The organism is Klebsiella sp. BIGb0149 (genome assembly GCF_004362605.1).
Lineage (GTDB): Bacteria > Pseudomonadota > Gammaproteobacteria > Enterobacterales > Enterobacteriaceae > Klebsiella > Klebsiella terrigena.
The window spans coordinates 47,973-66,999 of record NZ_SNYG01000013.1 but is presented as its reverse complement, the minus strand read 5'-3'; the positions used below and the strand labels follow the sequence as shown (position 1 = coordinate 66,999).

Annotated in this window: 15 protein-coding genes and 4 tRNA genes; 17 read left to right on the top strand and 2 right to left on the bottom strand. The window is 56.5% G+C overall.

Features of this window, described 5'->3' with window-relative positions; translation table 11 throughout:
* Window positions 1–12: 12 nt before the first annotated feature.
* A complete protein-coding gene (gppA, locus tag EDF75_RS26475; RefSeq protein ID WP_166646245.1) occupies window positions 13–1,503 on the bottom strand; it encodes a guanosine-5'-triphosphate,3'-diphosphate diphosphatase in 1,491 nt (496 codons plus the stop codon).
* 199 nt (window positions 1,504–1,702) lie between these two features.
* On the bottom strand, window positions 1,703–2,968 hold the full coding sequence (rhlB, locus tag EDF75_RS26470) for an ATP-dependent RNA helicase RhlB (RefSeq protein WP_041143474.1): 1,266 nt from the start codon (window positions 2,966–2,968) through the stop codon (window positions 1,703–1,705).
* Between the two features lie 343 nt (window positions 2,969–3,311).
* Between rhlB and trxA the strand changes: the two genes are divergently transcribed.
* The 17 genes from trxA (at window position 3,312) to EDF75_RS26385 (ending at window position 18,665) form a co-directional block, all read left to right on the top strand.
* Window positions 3,312–3,641 (top strand): thioredoxin TrxA, encoded by a 330-nt coding sequence (trxA, locus tag EDF75_RS26465; protein WP_045853623.1) that lies wholly within the window; start codon window positions 3,312–3,314, stop codon window positions 3,639–3,641.
* 333 nt (window positions 3,642–3,974) lie between these two features.
* Entirely contained in the window at window positions 3,975–5,234 is a 1,260-nt protein-coding gene (gene rho / locus EDF75_RS26460; RefSeq protein ID WP_002883293.1) for a transcription termination factor Rho, read from the top strand.
* Window positions 5,235–5,474: 240 nt separating this feature from the next.
* Window positions 5,475–6,578 (top strand): UDP-N-acetylglucosamine--undecaprenyl-phosphate N-acetylglucosaminephosphotransferase, encoded by a 1,104-nt coding sequence (gene wecA / locus EDF75_RS26455; protein ID WP_041143476.1) that lies wholly within the window; start codon window positions 5,475–5,477, stop codon window positions 6,576–6,578.
* 13 nt (window positions 6,579–6,591) lie between these two features.
* Window positions 6,592–7,638 carry an ECA polysaccharide chain length modulation protein gene (wzzE, locus tag EDF75_RS26450; RefSeq protein ID WP_133601435.1) on the top strand — a complete coding sequence of 349 codons (1,047 nt, stop codon included), beginning with the start codon at window positions 6,592–6,594 and terminating at the stop codon, window positions 7,636–7,638.
* Window positions 7,639–7,694: 56 nt separating this feature from the next.
* Window positions 7,695–8,825 carry a non-hydrolyzing UDP-N-acetylglucosamine 2-epimerase gene (gene wecB / locus EDF75_RS26445; RefSeq protein ID WP_133601434.1) on the top strand — a complete coding sequence of 377 codons (1,131 nt, stop codon included), beginning with the start codon at window positions 7,695–7,697 and terminating at the stop codon, window positions 8,823–8,825.
* On the top strand, window positions 8,822–10,084 hold the full coding sequence (gene wecC / locus EDF75_RS26440) for a UDP-N-acetyl-D-mannosamine dehydrogenase (RefSeq protein WP_133601433.1): 1,263 nt from the start codon (window positions 8,822–8,824) through the stop codon (window positions 10,082–10,084). The genes wecB and wecC overlap by 4 nt, the downstream gene beginning before the upstream one ends.
* Window positions 10,085–10,162: 78 nt before the next feature.
* Window positions 10,163–10,837, top strand: coding sequence for a dTDP-4-amino-4,6-dideoxy-D-galactose acyltransferase (gene rffC, locus EDF75_RS26435; protein ID WP_133601443.1), 675 nt, complete (start codon window positions 10,163–10,165; stop codon window positions 10,835–10,837).
* 4 nt (window positions 10,838–10,841) lie between these two features.
* On the top strand, window positions 10,842–11,972 hold the full coding sequence (rffA, locus tag EDF75_RS26430; RefSeq protein WP_133601442.1) for a dTDP-4-amino-4,6-dideoxygalactose transaminase: 1,131 nt from the start codon (window positions 10,842–10,844) through the stop codon (window positions 11,970–11,972).
* A gap of 1 nt (window position 11,973) precedes the next feature.
* Window positions 11,974–13,224, top strand: coding sequence for a lipid III flippase WzxE (wzxE, locus tag EDF75_RS26425; RefSeq protein WP_133601432.1), 1,251 nt, complete (start codon window positions 11,974–11,976; stop codon window positions 13,222–13,224).
* A complete protein-coding gene (locus tag EDF75_RS26420; protein ID WP_133601431.1) occupies window positions 13,221–14,300 on the top strand; it encodes a TDP-N-acetylfucosamine:lipid II N-acetylfucosaminyltransferase in 1,080 nt (359 codons plus the stop codon). Before wzxE ends, EDF75_RS26420 begins: the two co-directional genes overlap by 4 nt.
* Window positions 14,297–15,643 (top strand): ECA oligosaccharide polymerase, encoded by a 1,347-nt coding sequence (gene wzyE, locus EDF75_RS26415; RefSeq protein ID WP_133601430.1) that lies wholly within the window; start codon window positions 14,297–14,299, stop codon window positions 15,641–15,643. Before EDF75_RS26420 ends, wzyE begins: the two co-directional genes overlap by 4 nt.
* A gap of 11 nt (window positions 15,644–15,654) precedes the next feature.
* Window positions 15,655–16,395 carry a lipopolysaccharide N-acetylmannosaminouronosyltransferase gene (gene wecG, locus EDF75_RS26410; RefSeq protein ID WP_133601429.1) on the top strand — a complete coding sequence of 247 codons (741 nt, stop codon included), beginning with the start codon at window positions 15,655–15,657 and terminating at the stop codon, window positions 16,393–16,395.
* 337 nt (window positions 16,396–16,732) lie between these two features.
* Window positions 16,733–18,118 (top strand): bifunctional threonine/serine APC transporter ThrP, encoded by a 1,386-nt coding sequence (gene thrP / locus EDF75_RS26405; protein WP_133601428.1) that lies wholly within the window; start codon window positions 16,733–16,735, stop codon window positions 18,116–18,118.
* A gap of 102 nt (window positions 18,119–18,220) precedes the next feature.
* A tRNA-Arg gene (locus EDF75_RS26400) sits at window positions 18,221–18,297 on the top strand.
* 65 nt (window positions 18,298–18,362) lie between these two features.
* Window positions 18,363–18,438 (top strand) — tRNA-His (locus tag EDF75_RS26395).
* A gap of 22 nt (window positions 18,439–18,460) precedes the next feature.
* A tRNA-Leu gene (locus EDF75_RS26390) sits at window positions 18,461–18,546 on the top strand.
* Window positions 18,547–18,588: 42 nt separating this feature from the next.
* Window positions 18,589–18,665, top strand: a tRNA-Pro gene (locus EDF75_RS26385).
* Window positions 18,666–19,027 lie beyond the last annotated feature (362 nt).

Below are 19,027 nucleotides of genomic sequence, written 5' to 3'. Positions count from 1 at the left end.
CTCGCCCCGATCTCAGACGACTTCTAAGGCCCAGTGGACATAGCTTTGCCACTGGCACTCCTGCTCAACCATCTCGCTGCCCAGCGGATGGTTTTCCAGCCAGCCTTCCGGCAGCCTCAGCATCAGCTTTTCATCCTCGGCGGTCAGGGTGACGGACGGCAGCAGATCGTCCCGACGGCGGCTGGCAAACAGAATAGCCAGACGCAGCAGGCGGCATAAATGCTCCGCAACCCGAGGCTTGACCGCGTTCTGCTGGTGGAGCGAAGAGAGATCGACCGCGTTGGTTTGGTTGAGCAACAGCGTGGCGAGCAGCTTTTTCTGCGCCGGCGTGAAGCCGGGAAGATCGAGATTGCGCACCAGGTAGGCCGCGTGCTGCGGAGCGGACTTAAAATCAACGCTCAGGCCAATCTCATGTAGGGCGCAGGCGCTCACCAGCAGGTCGCGGCTAAGCGGCTCCAGCTCCCAGTAGCTATCCAGCTGGCTCACCAGGTCTGCCGCCAGGCGGGCGACGCGCTGGGCCTGCTCGGTATCGATCATAAAGCGGCGCTGAATATTACGCAGCGTCCGGCTACGAATATCCTGATCGACCGCCAGGTGCAGCATGCCGTAAACCAGGCCTTCGCGCAGCGCGCCGCCGGCCAGAGTCATGCAGCGAATATTTAGCTCGCTAAATATAGCGATGAGAATGGCTAAACCGCTGGGGAAAACTAACGCTCGCTCGAGAGTCAGGCCTTCTATTTCAAGCTCTTCCAGACGCCCGCACTGAATCGCCCGCTGCTTGAGCTGCTGGAGTTTAGCCAGCGTAATGCGCTCATCCATACCCTGCGCCATCATGATTTCCTGCAGCGCCTGAACGGTACCCGAGGCGCCGACGCACACTTTCCAGCCGTGATAGTTCAGCGTATCGGTGATAGGCCGCAGGACTTCGCGCGCCGCATTTTCAGCAAGTTCGAAGTTGTCTTTCGTGAGGTTACGATCGGCGAAGTAGCGTTCCAGCCAGGTGACGCAGCCCATTGGCAGGCTAAAAAGAGAGGTGGTTTGCGCGCCGGTTCCGGTGACCAGCTCGGTACTGGCCCCACCGATATCGACCACCAGGCGCTGGTCTTCACCGCCGGTGGTGTGCGCTACGCCCTGATAAATCAGGCGCGCTTCTTCCTCGCCGCTAATGACCTGCACCGGGCAGCCGAGAATATCTCTGGCCTTAGCCAGAAACTCATCGGCATTAACCGCCAGACGCAGCGTTGCGGTCGCGACGACGCGGATTTGCGCCGGGGGGATATCCTGCAGGCGCTCGGCGAACAGCCGTAAGCACTGCCAGCCGCGCTCCATCGCCTCCGCGGAGAGCGCGTTGTCGCTATTCAGGCCCGCGGCAAGCCGCACTTTGCGCTTGATACGGCTGAGAGTCTGAATGCTCCCGGCCACCTCGCGAACAACCAACATATGAAAGCTATTAGAGCCAAGATCTATAGCTGCATAAAGCGAGGTGGAACTCATACACTTCATCCTTCAAATTGCCTCTGCGAAAGTAGCGTGCTTATTCGGCCCATCCCAGGGACTCACCCCGATGGGGCCGCTGCAAGCAGCGTTCAAATCCGTCAGACACAGATTTGTCACCCGAACCACTTACTAAAGTAAGTCATTCGGGATTCGCTAACCTTGCGCCCTGATGCATCCCGAACGATTTTGTGTATGACATACTTTACTAGCCTGAACGACGGCGATTGCGAGGCGGTCCGTTGCGGCGCGGGCCGTTGCCCGTGCGTGGACGCGCCAGGCGCAGCGGCCGCGGCAGATCGGTCATCAGCACGTCTGGGTTGTACTTGCTTACCGGGATTGAGTGCCCGATATAGGTTTCAATCGCCGGCAGGTTCAGCGCGTACTCTTCACAGGCCAGGCTGATGGAGTGGCCGCTGGCGCCAGCACGACCGGTACGGCCAATGCGGTGTACGTAGTCTTCGCAGTCGTCCGGCAGGTCGAAGTTAAAGACGTGGGTGACCGCCGGGATATGCAGACCGCGTGCCGCAACGTCCGTTGCCACCAGAATATCAATATCGCCACGGGTAAACTCTTCGAGGATACGCAGGCGTTTTTTCTGCGCGACGTCGCCGGTCAACAGGCCAACGCGATGACCGTCCGCGGCGAGGTGGCCCCAGATATCTTCACAGCGATGCTTGGTGTTGGCGAAGATAATGGCGCGATCCGGCCACTCTTCTTCGATCAGCGTCTGCAGCAGGCGCATTTTCTCTACGTTGGAAGGATAGAACAGCTCTTCCTTAATACGGTGACCCGTTTTCTGTTCTGGTTCGACTTCAACGTATTCGGCGTTGTTCATCTGCTCAAACGCCAGCTCGCGTACCCGGTAGGAAAGGGTGGCGGAGAACAGCATGTTCAGGCGCTGGTTAGCCTGCGGCATACGACGGAACAGCCAGCGGATATCTTTAATAAAGCCGAGATCGTACATGCGATCGGCTTCGTCGAGGACGACAACCTGAATAGCGCCAAGGTTGATATGATTTTGTTTGGCGTAGTCGATAAGACGACCGGTAGTCCCGATCAGAATGTCGACGCCGCTCTCCAGCACTTTCAGCTGCTTGTCGTAGCCATCGCCGCCGTACGCCAGACCGAGCTTCAGGCCGGTGGCCTGCGCCAGCGGTTCCGCGTCAGCATGGATCTGTACAGCCAGCTCACGCGTTGGCGCCATGATCAGCGCACGCGGTTGGTTAACCTGGCGCTCAGCGATAGCAGGGTGAGAGAGAAGATAATGAAACGTTGACGTCAGGAACGCCATCGTTTTACCGGTACCGGTTTGCGCCTGCCCGGCGACGTCTCGACCTTCCAGCGTTAGCGGAAGAGCGAGTGCCTGAATGGGCGTACAATTATGAAACCCTTTCTTTTCAAGGGCTTCGATAACTGCCGGGTGCAGGGCGAAGTCGGAAAACTTCTGTTCTGTTAAATGTGTTTTGCTCATAGTGTGGTAGAATATCAGCTAACTATTGCATTAAGAAAGCGTATCCGTTGAAATAACGTCAACCTTTCGTTGGCTATACGCGAAATTACTGAAGGTGCTCTGCGGCAACCGAATGAATCCTCGAAAGCTTAGACTACTAAGCGGACCGGCGGTGAATAATCTACCGGTAACGGGTTTGAACACGGTTTGCTTTGACTCCTGCGCGGCGAGGTCCATGATGGACCGGGTCGCACAGGCTGTCAGTTACAGAGGCATCCTGAAGGATAACGTGTATAACGTAGCATTAACGCGTCGTTGATGTCTGCGACACCAGCACACCAGGCTTATTCCTGTGGAGTTAAATATGAGCGATAAAATTATTCACCTGACTGACGACAGTTTTGACACGGACGTACTCAAGGCTGACGGGCTAATCCTCGTCGATTTCTGGGCAGAGTGGTGTGGTCCGTGCAAAATGATCGCCCCGATTCTGGATGAGATCGCTGGCGAGTATGAGGGCAAGCTGACCGTTGCGAAACTGAACATCGATCAGAACCCGGGCACCGCGCCGAAATACGGCATCCGCGGCATCCCGACTCTGCTGCTGTTTAAGAACGGCGAAGTGGCGGCAACCAAAGTTGGCGCACTGTCTAAAGGCCAGCTGAAAGACTTCCTCGACGCCAATCTGGCGTAATCAGTTTGCCATTCCGGCGTCCGGATTCCTATTTTTTGCGGAACTCTGGACGCCCGGCTTGAGTCGTGCTAAGTTAACTTCAGACTTCGTTTTAAACATACCTTTATTGTTTGAATCTTGCTTTACCCGAAGCATCCCGCAGAAATGCGCGTGAAGCTAAAAATTCCGGGCTTATCACTCATTCCGTTTTGTCGTTTCAGCTCTGCGTTCTTTCCTGTGACCAGGCAACGTACAGACACGAGATGTAGGCCGCTAACAGGCATGGATGTTCCTGCCATACCATTCACAACATGAAGTTCGAGTTCTACCCCGAGTTTAAGAACCCACACCATTATGAATCTTACCGAATTAAAGAATACGCCGGTTTCTGAGCTGATTACTCTCGGCGAAAATATGGGGCTGGAAAACCTGGCCCGTATGCGTAAGCAGGATATTATTTTTGCCATCCTCAAGCAGCATTCGAAGAGTGGCGAAGATATCTTTGGCGATGGCGTACTGGAGATACTGCAGGATGGATTTGGTTTCCTCCGCTCCGCAGACAGCTCCTATCTCGCCGGTCCCGACGACATCTACGTATCCCCTAGCCAAATCCGCCGTTTCAACCTTCGCACTGGTGACACCATTTCCGGTAAGATTCGTCCTCCTAAAGAGGGTGAGCGTTACTTTGCGCTGTTGAAAGTCAACGAAGTTAACTACGACAAGCCGGAAAACGCGCGTAATAAGATCCTGTTCGAGAACTTAACGCCGCTGCACGCAAACTCACGTCTGCGTATGGAGCGTGGTAACGGCTCGACTGAAGACTTAACCGCTCGCGTCCTGGATCTGGCTTCGCCGATCGGTCGCGGTCAGCGTGGTCTGATTGTTGCTCCGCCGAAAGCCGGTAAAACGATGCTGCTGCAGAATATTGCGCAGAGCATCGCTTACAACCATCCTGACTGCGTGCTGATGGTCCTGCTGATCGACGAACGTCCGGAAGAAGTGACCGAGATGCAGCGTCTGGTTAAAGGTGAAGTTGTTGCTTCTACCTTTGACGAACCCGCATCCCGTCACGTTCAGGTTGCCGAGATGGTTATCGAGAAGGCCAAGCGCCTGGTTGAGCATAAGAAAGACGTTATCATTCTGCTCGACTCCATCACCCGTCTGGCTCGCGCCTACAACACCGTCGTACCGGCTTCCGGTAAAGTTCTGACCGGTGGTGTGGATGCCAACGCCCTGCACCGTCCGAAGCGTTTCTTCGGTGCTGCGCGTAACGTCGAAGAGGGCGGCAGCCTGACTATCATCGCTACGGCGCTGATCGACACCGGCTCCAAGATGGACGAAGTTATCTACGAAGAGTTTAAAGGCACCGGTAACATGGAGCTGCACCTCTCGCGTAAGATCGCAGAAAAACGCGTCTTCCCGGCTATCGATTACAACCGTTCCGGTACGCGTAAAGAAGAGCTGCTCACCACTCAGGAAGAGCTGCAGAAGATGTGGATCCTGCGCAAAATCATCCATCCGATGGGTGAAATCGACGCGATGGAGTTCCTCATCAACAAGCTGGCTATGACCAAAACTAACGATGACTTCTTCGACATGATGAAGCGTTCGTAAGTTTAAAAAAGCTGAAAAACGCCACGCAACCGCGTGGCGTTTTGTTTTTGGGATTTGTATGATCCAGAAAGGGAAATCGGAGCGGGTATTATCGTATGATGAACGCGCCTCTCCTGGCAGAGATAACTTTAACAGACTAAAATCTATACAATAAATTTGTAATGATCTGCATTACCCCTTCAGGAGTTGAGACATCGTCGTTATACTTCCCGGATTAACCATGCTGAGAGCACATGCGTTGTGAATTTACTCACTGCTATTACTGAATTAATCAGTATTTTCTTATTCACTACCCTTTTTATATTTGTGGCTCGCAAGGCGGCAAAAAAGGTTGGGTTAGTCGATAAGCCTAACTATCGAAAACGGCATCAGGGTCTGGTTCCGTTAGTGGGTGGCATCTCAGTTTACGCGGGTATTTGTTTTACATTTGCGATCGCGGATTATTACATTCCCCATGCTTCGCTGTACCTGGCGTGCGCCGGTATTCTGGTACTGGTCGGCGCGCTGGATGACCGATTTGATATCAGCGTAAAAATTCGTGCGGTTATGCAGGCCGCCATTGCCGTCGTCATGATGATGGCAGGAAACCTGCATCTTAGCAGCCTGGGTTTTATTTTTGGCTCATGGGAGCTGGTGCTCGGCCCCTTCGGTTTCTTCCTCACTCTTTTTGCCGTTTGGGCCGCAATTAACGCCTTTAATATGGTTGATGGCATCGACGGCCTGCTCGGCGGTCTGTCTTCGGTCTCCTTTGCGGCAACGGGCATCATCCTGTGGTTTGATGGCCAGTACAGCCTGGCAATGTGGTGTTTTGCGATGATTGCCGCCATTCTGCCCTATATTTTACTTAACCTCGGTGCGCTTGGCCGTCGCTATAAGGTTTTTATGGGCGATGCCGGCAGCACCATGATTGGCTTCACCATTATCTGGATCCTGCTGGAAACCACGCAGGGTAAAACGCATCCCATTAGCCCGGTGACCGCGCTGTGGATTATTGCGATTCCGTTGATGGATATGGTGGCGATTATGTATCGTCGCCTGCGCAAGGGCATGAGTCCGTTCTCTCCGGACCGCCAGCACATTCATCATTTGATCATGCGCGCTGGGTTTACTTCCCGGCAGGCATTCGTCCTGATCACGCTGGCCGCCGCTTTACTGGCGCTGGTAGGGGTGGTGGCGGAATATACCCGTATCGTTCCTGAATGGGTGATGTTAATACTCTTTTTGTTAGCCTTCTTCCTTTACGGCTACTGCATTAAACGCGCCTGGAAAGTGGCGCGCCTGGTTAAGCGCATCAGACGCAGAATACGGCGACACAGCAGCAATAATCCAAAATTAACCAAGTAGAACTGGGGACGTGATGACTCAACCATTACCGGGAGCACAAGCAGTGAACGTTGAGAATGAGCTGGATATTCGCGGGCTGTTTCGCGCCTTATGGGCAGGGAAAATTTGGATAGCAGGGATGGCCGTGCTGTTTGCGCTGATCGTACTGGTTTATGCCTTTTTTGCTCGCCAGGAGTGGAGCGCGACGGCAATTACCGACCGGCCAACCGTAAATATGCTGGGCAGCTACTACTCGCAACAGCAGTTTTTACGCAATCTCGATATCAAAGCCAACCTGGCTTCGGTCGATCAGCCTTCGGCAATGGACGACGCCTATAAAGAGTTCATCATGCAGCAGGGGTCCTGGGATACCCGGCGTGATTTCTGGCTGCAAACTGACTATTACAAACAGCGCCAGTCGGGTAATTCTCGCGCCGATGCCGCGCTGCTGGACGATCTGATTAACAATATTCAGTTTATGCCGGGTGATGCGGTAAAGAATACCAACGATAGCGTGAAGCTGACGGCCGAGACCGCGCCGGATGCCAATAATCTGCTGCGTCAGTACGTAGCGTTTGCCAGCCAGCGCGCGGCGGGCCACCTGAATGACGAGCTCAAGGGCGCCTGGGCGGCACGTACCGTGCAGATGAAAGCGCAGGTTAAGCGTCAGGAAGAGGTCGCGCGTGAGATTTTCAACCGCCGTACCCATAGCGTGGAACAGGCGCTGAAAATCGCCCAGCAGCATAATATTTCCCGCAGTGAGACCGATATTCCTGCCGAGCAGCTGCCGGATTCCGAGCTGTTTTTACTCGGCAGGCCGATGCTGCAGGCGCGGTTAGAAAATCTGCAGGCGGTAGGTCCGGAATACGACCTTGACTATGACCAGAGCCGCGCGATGCTGAATACCCTGAACGTTGGGCCGACTTTAGATCCGCGTTTTCAGACTTACCGGTATTTGCGTACGCCGGAAGAACCTGTAAAACGCGATAGCCCGCGCCGCGTATTTCTGATGGTGATGTGGGGGATTGTGGGCGCGCTCATCGGCGCAGGCGTAGCGTTATCGCGGCGTCGTATCCAGTGAATGCGGCCTGTGATGAAGGTCATGCGGACTTCATCACCTAATCGAAGAGAATCGATGTGAAAGTACTAACTGTATTTGGCACAAGACCCGAAGCCATCAAAATGGCACCGCTGGTTCACGCGCTGGCCAGGGACCCTCATTTTGAGGCGAAAGTGTGCGTAACCGCGCAGCACCGGGAGATGCTCGATCAGGTGCTGAAGCTGTTTGCTATTGTTCCGGATTACGACCTGAATATCATGCAGCCGGGCCAGGGCCTGACGGAGATTACCTGCCGCATCCTTGAAGGGCTGAAGCCGGTCCTCGAGTCGTTTAAGCCTGACGTTGTGCTGGTGCATGGCGATACCACCACCACGATGGCGGCGAGCCTCGCCGCTTTCTATCAGCGAATCCCGGTGGGGCACGTTGAGGCGGGACTGCGCACCGGCGATCTCAGCTCGCCGTGGCCGGAAGAGGGTAACCGGACGTTAACCGGGCGGCTGGCAACCTGGCATTTTGCGCCGACGGAGACCTCGCGGCAGAACCTGCTGCGGGAGAACGTTGCCGATAGTCATATCACGGTCACCGGCAATACGGTTATCGATGCGCTGTTCTGGGTTCGCGATCGCGTATTGGGCGATGAGGCGCTGCGCATCGAGCTGACGCAGCGCTATCCGTTCCTGGCTAACGGAAAGAAGATGATCCTGGTCACCGGCCACCGTCGCGAAAGCTTCGGCCGCGGGTTTGAGCAGATCTGCCACGCGCTGGCGGAAATTGCGGCCAGCCATCCCGATGTACAAATTGTCTATCCGGTGCACCTGAACCCAAACGTCAGCGAGCCGGTAAACCGCATTCTTGGTCATGTTGATAACGTGATTTTGATCGAACCGCAGGATTACCTGCCGTTTGTCTGGCTGATGGATCGCGCATGGCTGATCCTCACTGACTCCGGCGGTATTCAGGAAGAAGCCCCTTCGCTGGGCAAACCGGTTCTGGTGATGCGCGAGATGACGGAACGGCCGGAAGCGGTAGCCGCAGGCACCGTTACGCTGGTCGGTACCGATAGCCAGCGCATCGTCGCGGAAGTCACGAATCTGCTGAACAACGATGCCGCATACCAGGCGATGAGCCGGGCGCACAACCCTTACGGCGATGGGCAGGCATGTAGCCGCATTGTGACCGCACTTAAAAATAATCAGGTAACGCTATGAGTTTTTCTACCATTTCAGTGATTGGCCTTGGGTATATCGGTTTGCCAACCGCTGCCGCGTTCGCCTCCCGGCAAAAGCGGGTGGTGGGCGTTGATGTTAATCAGCACGCGGTGGAGACCATTAACCGCGGCGAGATTCATATCGTGGAACCGGATTTGGCCAGCGTGGTTAAGACCGCGGTCGAGCAGGGCTATTTAAGCGCCACCACCGTGCCGGTGGAAGCGGACGCCTATCTGATTGCCGTACCGACGCCGTTTAAGGATCTGCACGAGCCGGATATGGTCTTCGTCGAGTCGGCGGCAAAATCAATAGCGCCGGTGCTGAAGAAGGGGGCGCTGGTTATCCTTGAGTCCACCTCCCCCGTCGGGGCGACGGAGCTGATGGCGAGCTGGCTGGCCGAGCTGCGCCCCGATCTGAGCTTCCCGCAGCAGGCAGGCGAAGCGGCGGACGTGAATATCGCCTACTGTCCGGAACGCGTGCTGCCGGGCCAGGTGATGGTTGAGCTGATTAAAAACGACCGCGTGATTGGCGGTATGTCGCCGGTCTGTTCTGCCCGCGCCAGCGAGCTGTATAAAATTTTCCTCGAAGGCGAGTGCGTGGTGACCAACTCCCGCACCGCAGAGATGTGCAAGCTGACCGAAAACAGCTTCCGCGACGTCAATATCGCCTTTGCTAACGAACTGTCGCTGATCTGCGCCGAGCAGGAAATTAACGTCTGGGAGCTGATTCGCCTGGCGAACCGCCATCCGCGCGTCAATATTCTGCAGCCGGGGCCGGGCGTTGGCGGCCACTGTATCGCGGTCGATCCGTGGTTTATCGTGGCGCAAAATCCGCAGCAGGCGCGGCTGATCCGCACCGCGCGTGAGGTCAACGACCATAAGCCCGAATGGGTTATCGAGCAGGTGAAGGCGCGGGTGGCCGAGTGTCTTGCCGCCAGCAACCGGCGCGCCAGCGAGCTGAAAATCGCCTGCTTTGGCCTGGCCTTCAAGCCGAACATCGACGATCTGCGCGAAAGCCCGGCGATGGCTATCGCCATGCAAATTGCGGCCTGGCACAGCGGCGAAACGCTGGTTGTCGAACCCAATATTCACCAGCTGCCGAAGAAGCTCGAGGGTCTGTGCACCCTGGCATCGCTGAGCGATGCTCTGGCAAACGCCGATGTACTGGTGATGCTGGTCGATCACCATGAGTTCAAAGCGATCGGCGGCGACAGCGTAACCCAGGCATTTATCGTCGATACCAAAGGGGTATGGCGGTGAGAACGATTCTGGTCACCGCTATGAACCAAGGCCCGATCCCTGGCTCCGGCTATGGCCAATACTTACTGGATCTCGTCCGTGTCCGTCCGCGCCAGTATTGAACCCCTGGAGTGGGAAAATCGCTTCTTTGGCGTTAACAGCGCGATCGTGCGCTTTCGACACGACGCTCCGCCGTTGACGAGCGAGGCGCTGACCGGCTGGTCGCGTCTGCAGGCGAAGATTGCGGCGGACGATACCGAACGGCTGGATGCCTTACAGCAGCTGGGTTTCCAGCTGGTTGAAGGGGAAGTCGATCTGGCGCTGCCGGCCGGGACGGCCGACGATCTCGGGTGCGAAATCGCCACCGCCGCGGACATCCCGCGTCTGCGGGAGCTGGCGGCGCAGGCGTTTGCCCTCAGCCGCTTTCGCGCGCCGTGGTATGCCGCTGATGCCAGCGGCCGTTTCTACGCCCAATGGATTGAAAATGCGGTGCTGGGGACCTTTGATAACCAGTGCCTGATTTTCCGCACCTCCGACGGTGATATCCGCGCTTTTGTCTCCCTGCGTCAGCTCAACGCCACGGACGCCCGGATCGGCCTGCTGGCCGGCCGCGGCGCCGGCGCTGAGCTGATGCAGGCGGCGCGAAGCTGGGCCGGATCGCGCGGGCTCTCTACACTGCGGGTGGCGACCCAGATGGGTAATACCGCCGCGCTTAAACGTTATATTCTCAGCGGTGCGAATGTGGAAAACACCGCGTACTGGTTATACAGGTGACATGATGATTCCATTTAACGCGCCGCCGGTGGTGGGAACCGAGCTTGATTATATGCAGTCTGCGATGGGCAGCGGCAAGCTGTGCGGCGACGGCGGATTTACCCGCCGCTGCCAGCAGTGGATGGAGCAGCGCTTCGGCACGGTAAAAGCGCTGCTGACCCCGTCCTGTACCGCTTCGCTGGAGATGGCGGCGCTGCTGCTGGATATCCAGCCGGGCGACGAAGTCATTATGCCGAGCTATACCTTCGTCTCTACCGCCAACGCCTTTGTGCTGCGCGGAGCCAAAATTGTCTTTGTCGATATCCGCCGCGATACCATGAATATCGACGAAACGCTGATCGAAGCCGCCATTACTGAGAAGACCCGGGCGATTGTGCCGGTTCACTATGCCGGCGTTGCCTGCGAGATGGACACCATCATGGCTATTGCCAGCAGGCACAACCTGTTCGTGGTGGAGGATGCCGCGCAGGGCGTCATGTCGACCTACAAAGGGCGCGCGCTCGGAACTATCGGGCACATCGGCTGCTTTAGCTTCCATGAAACCAAAAACTATACCGCCGGCGGCGAAGGCGGGGCGACGCTGATCAACGATCGCCAGCTGGTCGAGCGCGCGGAAATTATTCGCGAAAAAGGCACCAACCGCAGCCAGTTCTTCCGCGGTCTGGTGGATAAGTACACCTGGCGCGATATCGGCTCCAGCTATCTGATGTCCGACCTGCAGGCCGCCTATCTGTGGGCGCAGCTGGAAGCGGCGGAGAAAATTAATCAGCAGCGCCTGACGCTGTGGCAGAGCTATTACGACGCGCTGCTGCCTCTGGCGCGCGCCGGGCGCATCGAGCTGCCGATTGTCCCTGCCGACTGCGGGCACAACGCGCATATGTTCTATATCAAGCTGCGGGATATCGACGACCGCAGCAGGCTGATCGCGTGGCTGAAAGAGGCCGAGATTCTCGCCGTCTTCCACTATATCCCGCTGCACAGCTGCCCGGCAGGGGAGAACTTCGGCGAGTTCCGCGGCGAAGACCGTTTTACCACCCAGGAGAGCGAGCGCCTGCTGCGTCTGCCGCTGTTCTACAATCTGTCGTCGGTTAACCAGCGGACGGTGATTAACTCGCTGCTGAGCTACTTCTCCTGATATGTCGCTGGCAAAAGCTTCCCTGTGGACCGCGGCGTCCACCCTGGTCAAAATCGGTGCCGGACTGCTGGTGGTTAAGCTGCTGGCCGTCTCCTTCGGGCCGGCGGGCGTAGGTCAGGCCGGTAACTTTCGCCAGCTGGTCACCGTGCTTGGCGTCCTCGCCGGCGCCGGTATTTTCAACGGCGTAACCAAGCTGGTGGCGCAGCATCATGACGATTGCCGGCAGTTGGATAAGGTAGTCGGCACCTCCTCTTCGATGGTGCTGGGCTTTTCGACGCTGCTGGCGATTATCTTTTTACTCGCCGCGGCGCCGATTAGCCAGGGGCTGTTTGGTCATACGCAGTACCAGGGGCTGGTGCGGCTGGTAGCGCTGGTGCAGATGGGCATTGCCTGGGCTAACTTTCTGCTGGCGCTGATAAAAGGCTTCCGCGATGCGGCGGGGAACGCGGTATCGCTGATTGCCGGTAGCCTGATCGGCGTGGTGGCATACTATGCCTGTTACCATTTCGGCGGCTATCAGGGTGCGCTGCTAGGGCTGGCGCTGGTTCCCGCGCTGGTGGTGGTTCCGGCGGCTATCGTGTTGTGGCGGCGGGGGAGTATCCCGCTTAGCGCGCTGCGCCCGCGCTGGGATAACGGCCTGGCGGGGCAGCTGTCAAAATTTACCCTGATGGCGCTGATTACCTCGGTAACGCTGCCGGTCGCTTACGTGATGATGCGTAACCTGCTGGCGGAGCATTACGGCTGGGAGGCTGTGGGGATCTGGCAGGGGGTGAGCAGTATTTCCGACGCCTATCTGCAGTTCATTACCGCGTCGTTCAGCGTCTATTTGCTGCCTACGCTCTCCCGGCTAACCGCCAAAGCGGATATTACCCGCGAGATCGGCAAATCGTTAAAATTTGTCCTGCCGGCGGTGGCGGCGGCAAGCCTGACCGTCTGGCTACTGCGCGACTTTGCCATCTGGCTGCTGTTTTCCGAACGCTTTACGGCGATGCGTGACCTGTTTGCCTGGCAGCTGGTGGGCGACGTCCTTAAGGTCGGAGCCTATGTTTACGGCTACCTGGTGATCGCCAAAGCATCACTGCGTTTTTATATTCTGACGGAAATCAGCCAGTTCACGCTGTTGACCGCCTTCTCACACTGGCTTATTCCGGCGCACGGCGCAGTTGGCGCAGCGCAGGCGTATATGGCTACGTATATTGTTTATTTCGCCCTTTGTAGCGGCGTGTTTTTACTTTGGCGTAAACGGGCATGACAGCACTGATACACGTACTGGGATCGGATATTCCGCACCACAATCAGACCGTTCTGCGGTTCTTTAATGACGAGCTGGCCGCCGGCGACGAGCGGGCGCGCAGGTTTATGGTGGTCGGTGAAGCAGCGGGCGTCCGCGAGGCGTATCCGGCGCTATCCATCACCTGTTATCCCGGAAAGAAATCGCTGGCGCAGGCGGTCATCTCCGCGGCGAAAGCGGATCGGCGCCAGCGCTTTTTCTTCCACGGTCAGTTCAATACCGGCCTGTGGCTGGCGCTGCTCGGCGGTGGAATTCGCCCTTCCCAGTTCAACTGGCATATCTGGGGCGCCGATCTGTATGAGAATTCGTCCAGCCTGAAGTTCCGGCTTTTCTATCCGCTGCGCCGTATGGCGCAGGGGCGCGTGGGGCGCGTTTTCGCCACCCGCGGCGACCTGAGCTGGTTTGCCCGCCGTCACCCTAAGGTGGCGGGGGAGCTGCTCTATTTCCCGACCCGGATGGATCCGGCGCTGAATACGCTGGCGGATAGCGCTCCGCGCGGCGAAGCGCTGACTATTCTGGTGGGCAACTCAGGCGATCGCAGCAATGAACATATTGCGGCGCTGCGCGCTATTCATCAGCAGTTTGGCGATACGGTAAACGTGATTGTCCCGATGGGCTATCCGGCCAACAATGCCGAATATATTAACGAAGTGCGCGCGGCGGGCGCGGCGTTGTTTAGCGCCGGGAATTTACAGGTGCTCAGCGACAGGCTGGAATTCAACGATTATCTGGCACTGCTGCGCCGCTGCGATCTGGGCTATTTTCTCTTTGCCCGCCAGCAGGGGATCGGTACGCTGTGCCTGCTGATTCAGGCGGGTATTCCCTGCGTCCTGAATCGGGAGAATCCGTTCTGGCAGGATATGACGGAGCAGAATATTCCGGTACTGTTTACCGGCGATATCCTGGATGTTGCCGTGGTACGCGAGGCCCAACGTCAGCTGGCGAACGTTGATAAGAACCAGATTGCTTTCTTCCGGCCAAACTATCTGACGGGCTGGCGGCGGGCATTGCAGATTGCCTCGGGGGTGAGCGCATGACATTAATGCAATTTAGCGGGCTGCTGGTGGTCTGGCTGCTGTCGTCGCTGTTTATTGCCACCGCCACGTATTTTGAGTTTCGCCGGGTGCGCTTTAACTTCAACGTCTTCTTTTCGCTGCTGTTTCTGCTGACTTTCTTCTTCGGCTTCCCGCTGACCAGCATTCTGGTCTTCCGCTTTGACGTCAGCGTTGCGCCGCCGGAAGTGCTGCTGGAAACCCTGCTGGTGTCGGTGTGCTTTTACGCGGTGTATTACGTCACCTACAAGACGCGGCTGCGTTCGTCCGCGCACGATCGCCAGCGCCGCCCGCTGTTCACCATGAACCGCGTGGAGACCCATCTGGCATGGATGATTCTGCTGGCCGTTGCGCTGCTGTGCGTCGGCATTTTCTTTGCCCACAACGGATTCCTGCTGTTCAGGCTCAACTCCTATAGCCAGATCTTCTCCAGCGAAGTGTCCGGCGTGGCGCTGAAGCGCTTTTTCTATTTCTTTATTCCGGCGATGCTGGTGGTCTACTTCCTGCGCCAGGACTATAAGGCGTGGATTTTCTTCCTTATCAGCACCACCGCCTTTGGTCTGCTGACCTACGCTATCGTCGGCGGCACGCGGGCGAACATCATTATCGCCTTCGCCATCTTCCTGTTTATCGGCATTATTCGCGGCTGGATAAGCCTGTGGATGCTGGCTGCGGCCGGCGTGCTGGGTATCGTCGGTATGTTCTGGCTGGCCCTGAAGCGTTACGGGATGAACGTCAGCGGCGATGAGGCGTTTTATACCTTCCTGTACCTGACCCGCGATACCTTCTCGCCGTGGGAGAACCTGGCGCTGCTGCTGCAGAACTACGATAAGATAGCGTTCCAGGGGCTGGCGCCGATGATCAGGGATTTCTACGTCTTTATCCCCAGCTGGATGTGGCACGGCCGGCCTTCGATGGTTCTGAATACCGCCAACTACTTCACCTGGGAAGTGCTGAATAATCACTCCGGGCTGGCTATCTCGCCCACGCTGATTGGTTCACTGGTGGTTATGGGCGGAGTTTGGTTTATTCCGCTGGGAGCGGTCGCGGTCGGGCTGATTATTAAGTGGTTTGACTGGCTGTATGAGCTTGGCAACCGGGAGAGCAACCGCTACAAGGCGGCCATTCTGCATAGTTTCTGTTTTGGCGCTATCTTCAATATGATCGTGCTGGCACGCGAAGGGCTGGATTCTTTCGGCTCTCGCGTGGTGTTTTTCCTCGTGATCTTTGGTATCTGCCTGCTGGCGGCGAAGTTGCTGTACTGGTTCCTGGATAGCGTAGGACTGATTCATAAGCGGACCAAACCGCTTTCGCAACCTCAGGTCTGATAAGGATTAACATGTCTGAGAGTACTTCCGCGCCGTTGTATCTGCTGAGAGGTTTACAGCTCATCGGGTGGCGCGACATGCAGCACGCACTGGATTTTCTCTACGCTGACGGCGCCATTCGTCAGGGTACGCTGGTGGCGATCAATGCCGAAAAGATGCTGGCAGTCGAGGACGATCCCGAGGTTCGGGCGCTGATTGAAGCGGCAGAATTTAAATATGCCGACGGTATTAGCGTGGTGCGTTCATTACGTAAAAAATATCCTCAGGCCCAGGTATCGCGCGTGGCGGGGGCCGACCTGTGGGAAGCCCTGATGGAGCGCGCCGGAGCCCAGGGCACGCCGGTCTTTCTGATCGGCGGCAAGCCGGAGGTGCTGGCCCAGACCTGTACGCAGCTACGCCAGCGCTGGAATGTTAACATCGTCGGCAGCCAGGACGGCTATTTCTCCGCCGACCACCGCCAGGCGCTGTTTGAGCGCGTCCGCGACAGCGGGGCCAGGATTGTCACCGTGGCGATGGGTTCACCGCGCCAGGAGATCCTGATGCGCGACTGCCGGCGGGTTTATCCGCAGGCGCTCTATATGGGCGTGGGCGGCACCTACGACGTATTTACCGGCCACGTTCACCGGGCCCCCAGGTTCTGGCAGAATATGGGGCTGGAGTGGTTCTATCGTTTGATATCACAGCCGAGCCGGATTAAAAGACAGATCAGGCTGCTGCGATATTTACGTTGGTATTATACCGGTCAGCTCTAATATTCCACTGCAAACCGGCGAGTTTTCACACATATTCTGTGTAATGTATTCACCTGGCTGATACTTTATTTGCCATTTCGGCAAAATTAATTAACCATTCGCATGCTTAATGCGCGCCGGCACTCTTTGCCGGCGTGCAGGCAGGGCTATTTCCTTTCACACATTTATAAAAATAACCGGTATATGCGCGGGACCTTCAGAAGGGCATCAAGGCGGCTTATCAGCTAACTTTCCGACAACCATCATGATGACGGAGGGATAGGTGCGTGCTGCCAATAGCGAGGCCGTTCGGCGGGGAACGAGTAAAACCCGGAGCAGGGCAAACACAAGAGGGTATATGACTGAGAAAAAAGCGGAACTTCAGCGCGGGCTGGAGGCCAGGCACATTGAGCTAATCGCCCTTGGCGGTACGATTGGCGTCGGTTTATTTATGGGATCGGCGAGTACGCTGAAATGGGCCGGCCCGTCGGTCCTGCTGGCGTATATTATTGCGGGCTTATTTGTCTTCTTTATCATGCGTTCGATGGGGGAGATGCTGTTCCTCGAACCGGTAACCGGCTCGTTCGCCGTTTACGCTCACCGCTATATGAGCCCGTTCTTCGGCTATTTGACCGCCTGGTCCTACTGGTTTATGTGGATGGCGGTAGGGATATCGGAGATTACGGCCATCGGGGTTTACGTCCAGTTCTGGTTCCCTGAGATGGCGCAGTGGATACCGGCCCTGATTGCCGTTGGGCTGGTGGCGTTGGCGAACCTGGCGGCGGTACGCCTGTACGGCGAGATCGAGTTCTGGTTTGCGATGATTAAGGTCACGACCATCATCGTGATGATTGTGGTCGGGCTGGGGGTGATTTTCTTTGGCTTTGGTAACGGCGGGCACTCTATCGGCTTTGGCAACCTGACCGAACACGGCGGCTTCTTTGCCGGCGGCTGGAAGGGCTTCCTGACCGCGCTCTGTATTGTCGTTGCCTCCTACCAGGGCGTTGAGCTTATCGGTATTACCGCCGGAGAAGCGAAGAATCCGCAGGTGACCCTGCGCAGCGCGGTCGGCAAAGTTCTGTGGCGTATCCTTATTTTTTACGTAGGCGCCATTTTCGTCATTGTGACTATCTTCCCGTGGAATCAGATTGGCTCCGGCGGCAGCCCGTTCGTACTGACCTTTGCGAAGATTGGCATCACCGCCGCGGCGGGCATTATCAACTTTGTGGTTCTGACGGCCGCGCTTTCCGGCTGCAATAGCGGAATGTACAGCTGTGGCCGCATGCTCTACGCGCTGGCAAAAAACCGCCAGCTGCCGGCGGCAGTCGGCAAGGTCTCCCGCAGCGGCGTACCGGCGGTCGGCGTCGCGCTGTCGATCCTGATCCTGCTGGTGGGCTCCTGCCTGAACTATATTATTCCCAATCCGCAGCGGGTGTTCGTCTACGTCTACAGCGCCAGCGTGCTGCCGGGTATGGTGCCGTGGTTTGTGATCCTGATTAGCCAGCTGCGTTTTCGCCGCGCGCATCAGGAGGCGATGGCCAGCCACCCGTTCCGCTCGCTGCTCTTCCCATGGGCGAACTATATTACGATGGCGTTTCTGGTTTGCGTGCTGATCGGCATGGGTTTTAACGAAGATACCCGGATGTCGCTGTTTGTCGGAATTCTTTTCCTGGCCCTGGTGACCCTTATTTATAAGGTTTTTGGCCTCGGGCGGCATGGAAATGTCGATAAAGCGGCTGAATAAGCAGCAAAGCGCATAAAGTGTGAGCAAACGGAAATTTTATTTAAAAAGGCACTAGACAGCGGGGGGGGAAGTCCGTAATATCCGACCCCGCAACGGCGCTAAGCGCCCGTAGCTCAGCTGGATAGAGCGCTGCCCTCCGGAGGCAGAGGTCTCAGGTTCGAATCCTGTCGGGCGCACCATTTAACCCGGTGCTTGAGCTGCGGTGGAATGTTTTAGACATTGCCGCGTGAAAAGATTTGTAGTGGTGGCTATAGCTCAGTTGGTAGAGCCCTGGATTGTGATTCCAGTTGTCGTGGGTTCGAATCCCATTAGCCACCCCATTATTTGATAGAGTTGTGAATTGCGAAGGTGGCGGAATTGGTAGACGCGCTAGCTTCAGGTGTTAGTGTCCTTAGGATGTGGGGGTTCGAGTCCCCCCCCTCGCACCACGACTTTAAAGAATTGAACTAAAAATTCAAAAAGCAGTATATCGGCGAGTAGCGCAGCTTGGTAGCGCAACTGGTTTGGGACCAGTGGGTCGGAGGTTCGAATCCTCTCTCGCCGACCAATTTTGAACCCCGCTTCGGCGGGGTTTTTTGTTTTCTGATATTGCAAAAAATCCTCGTATCTTCCTGATTTAAAAAATAAAAACTCCCTGCTTCTACCGCCATTATTTGTCCAGAAAACTCCCAATTCACCATCGGGGGAGATGTCATCTCCACAGAACCTGTGCGATAATAAACGGGTAGATGCTCATTCCATCTCTTATGTTCGCCTTAGTGCCTCATAAACTCAGGAATGACGCAGAGCCGTTTACGGTGCTTATCGTCCACTGACAGATGTCGCCATTATCTGGTCTCATCAAACACCATGGACACGACGTTGAGTGAAGCACCCAATTTGTTGTCAAACAGACCTGTTTTAACGCCC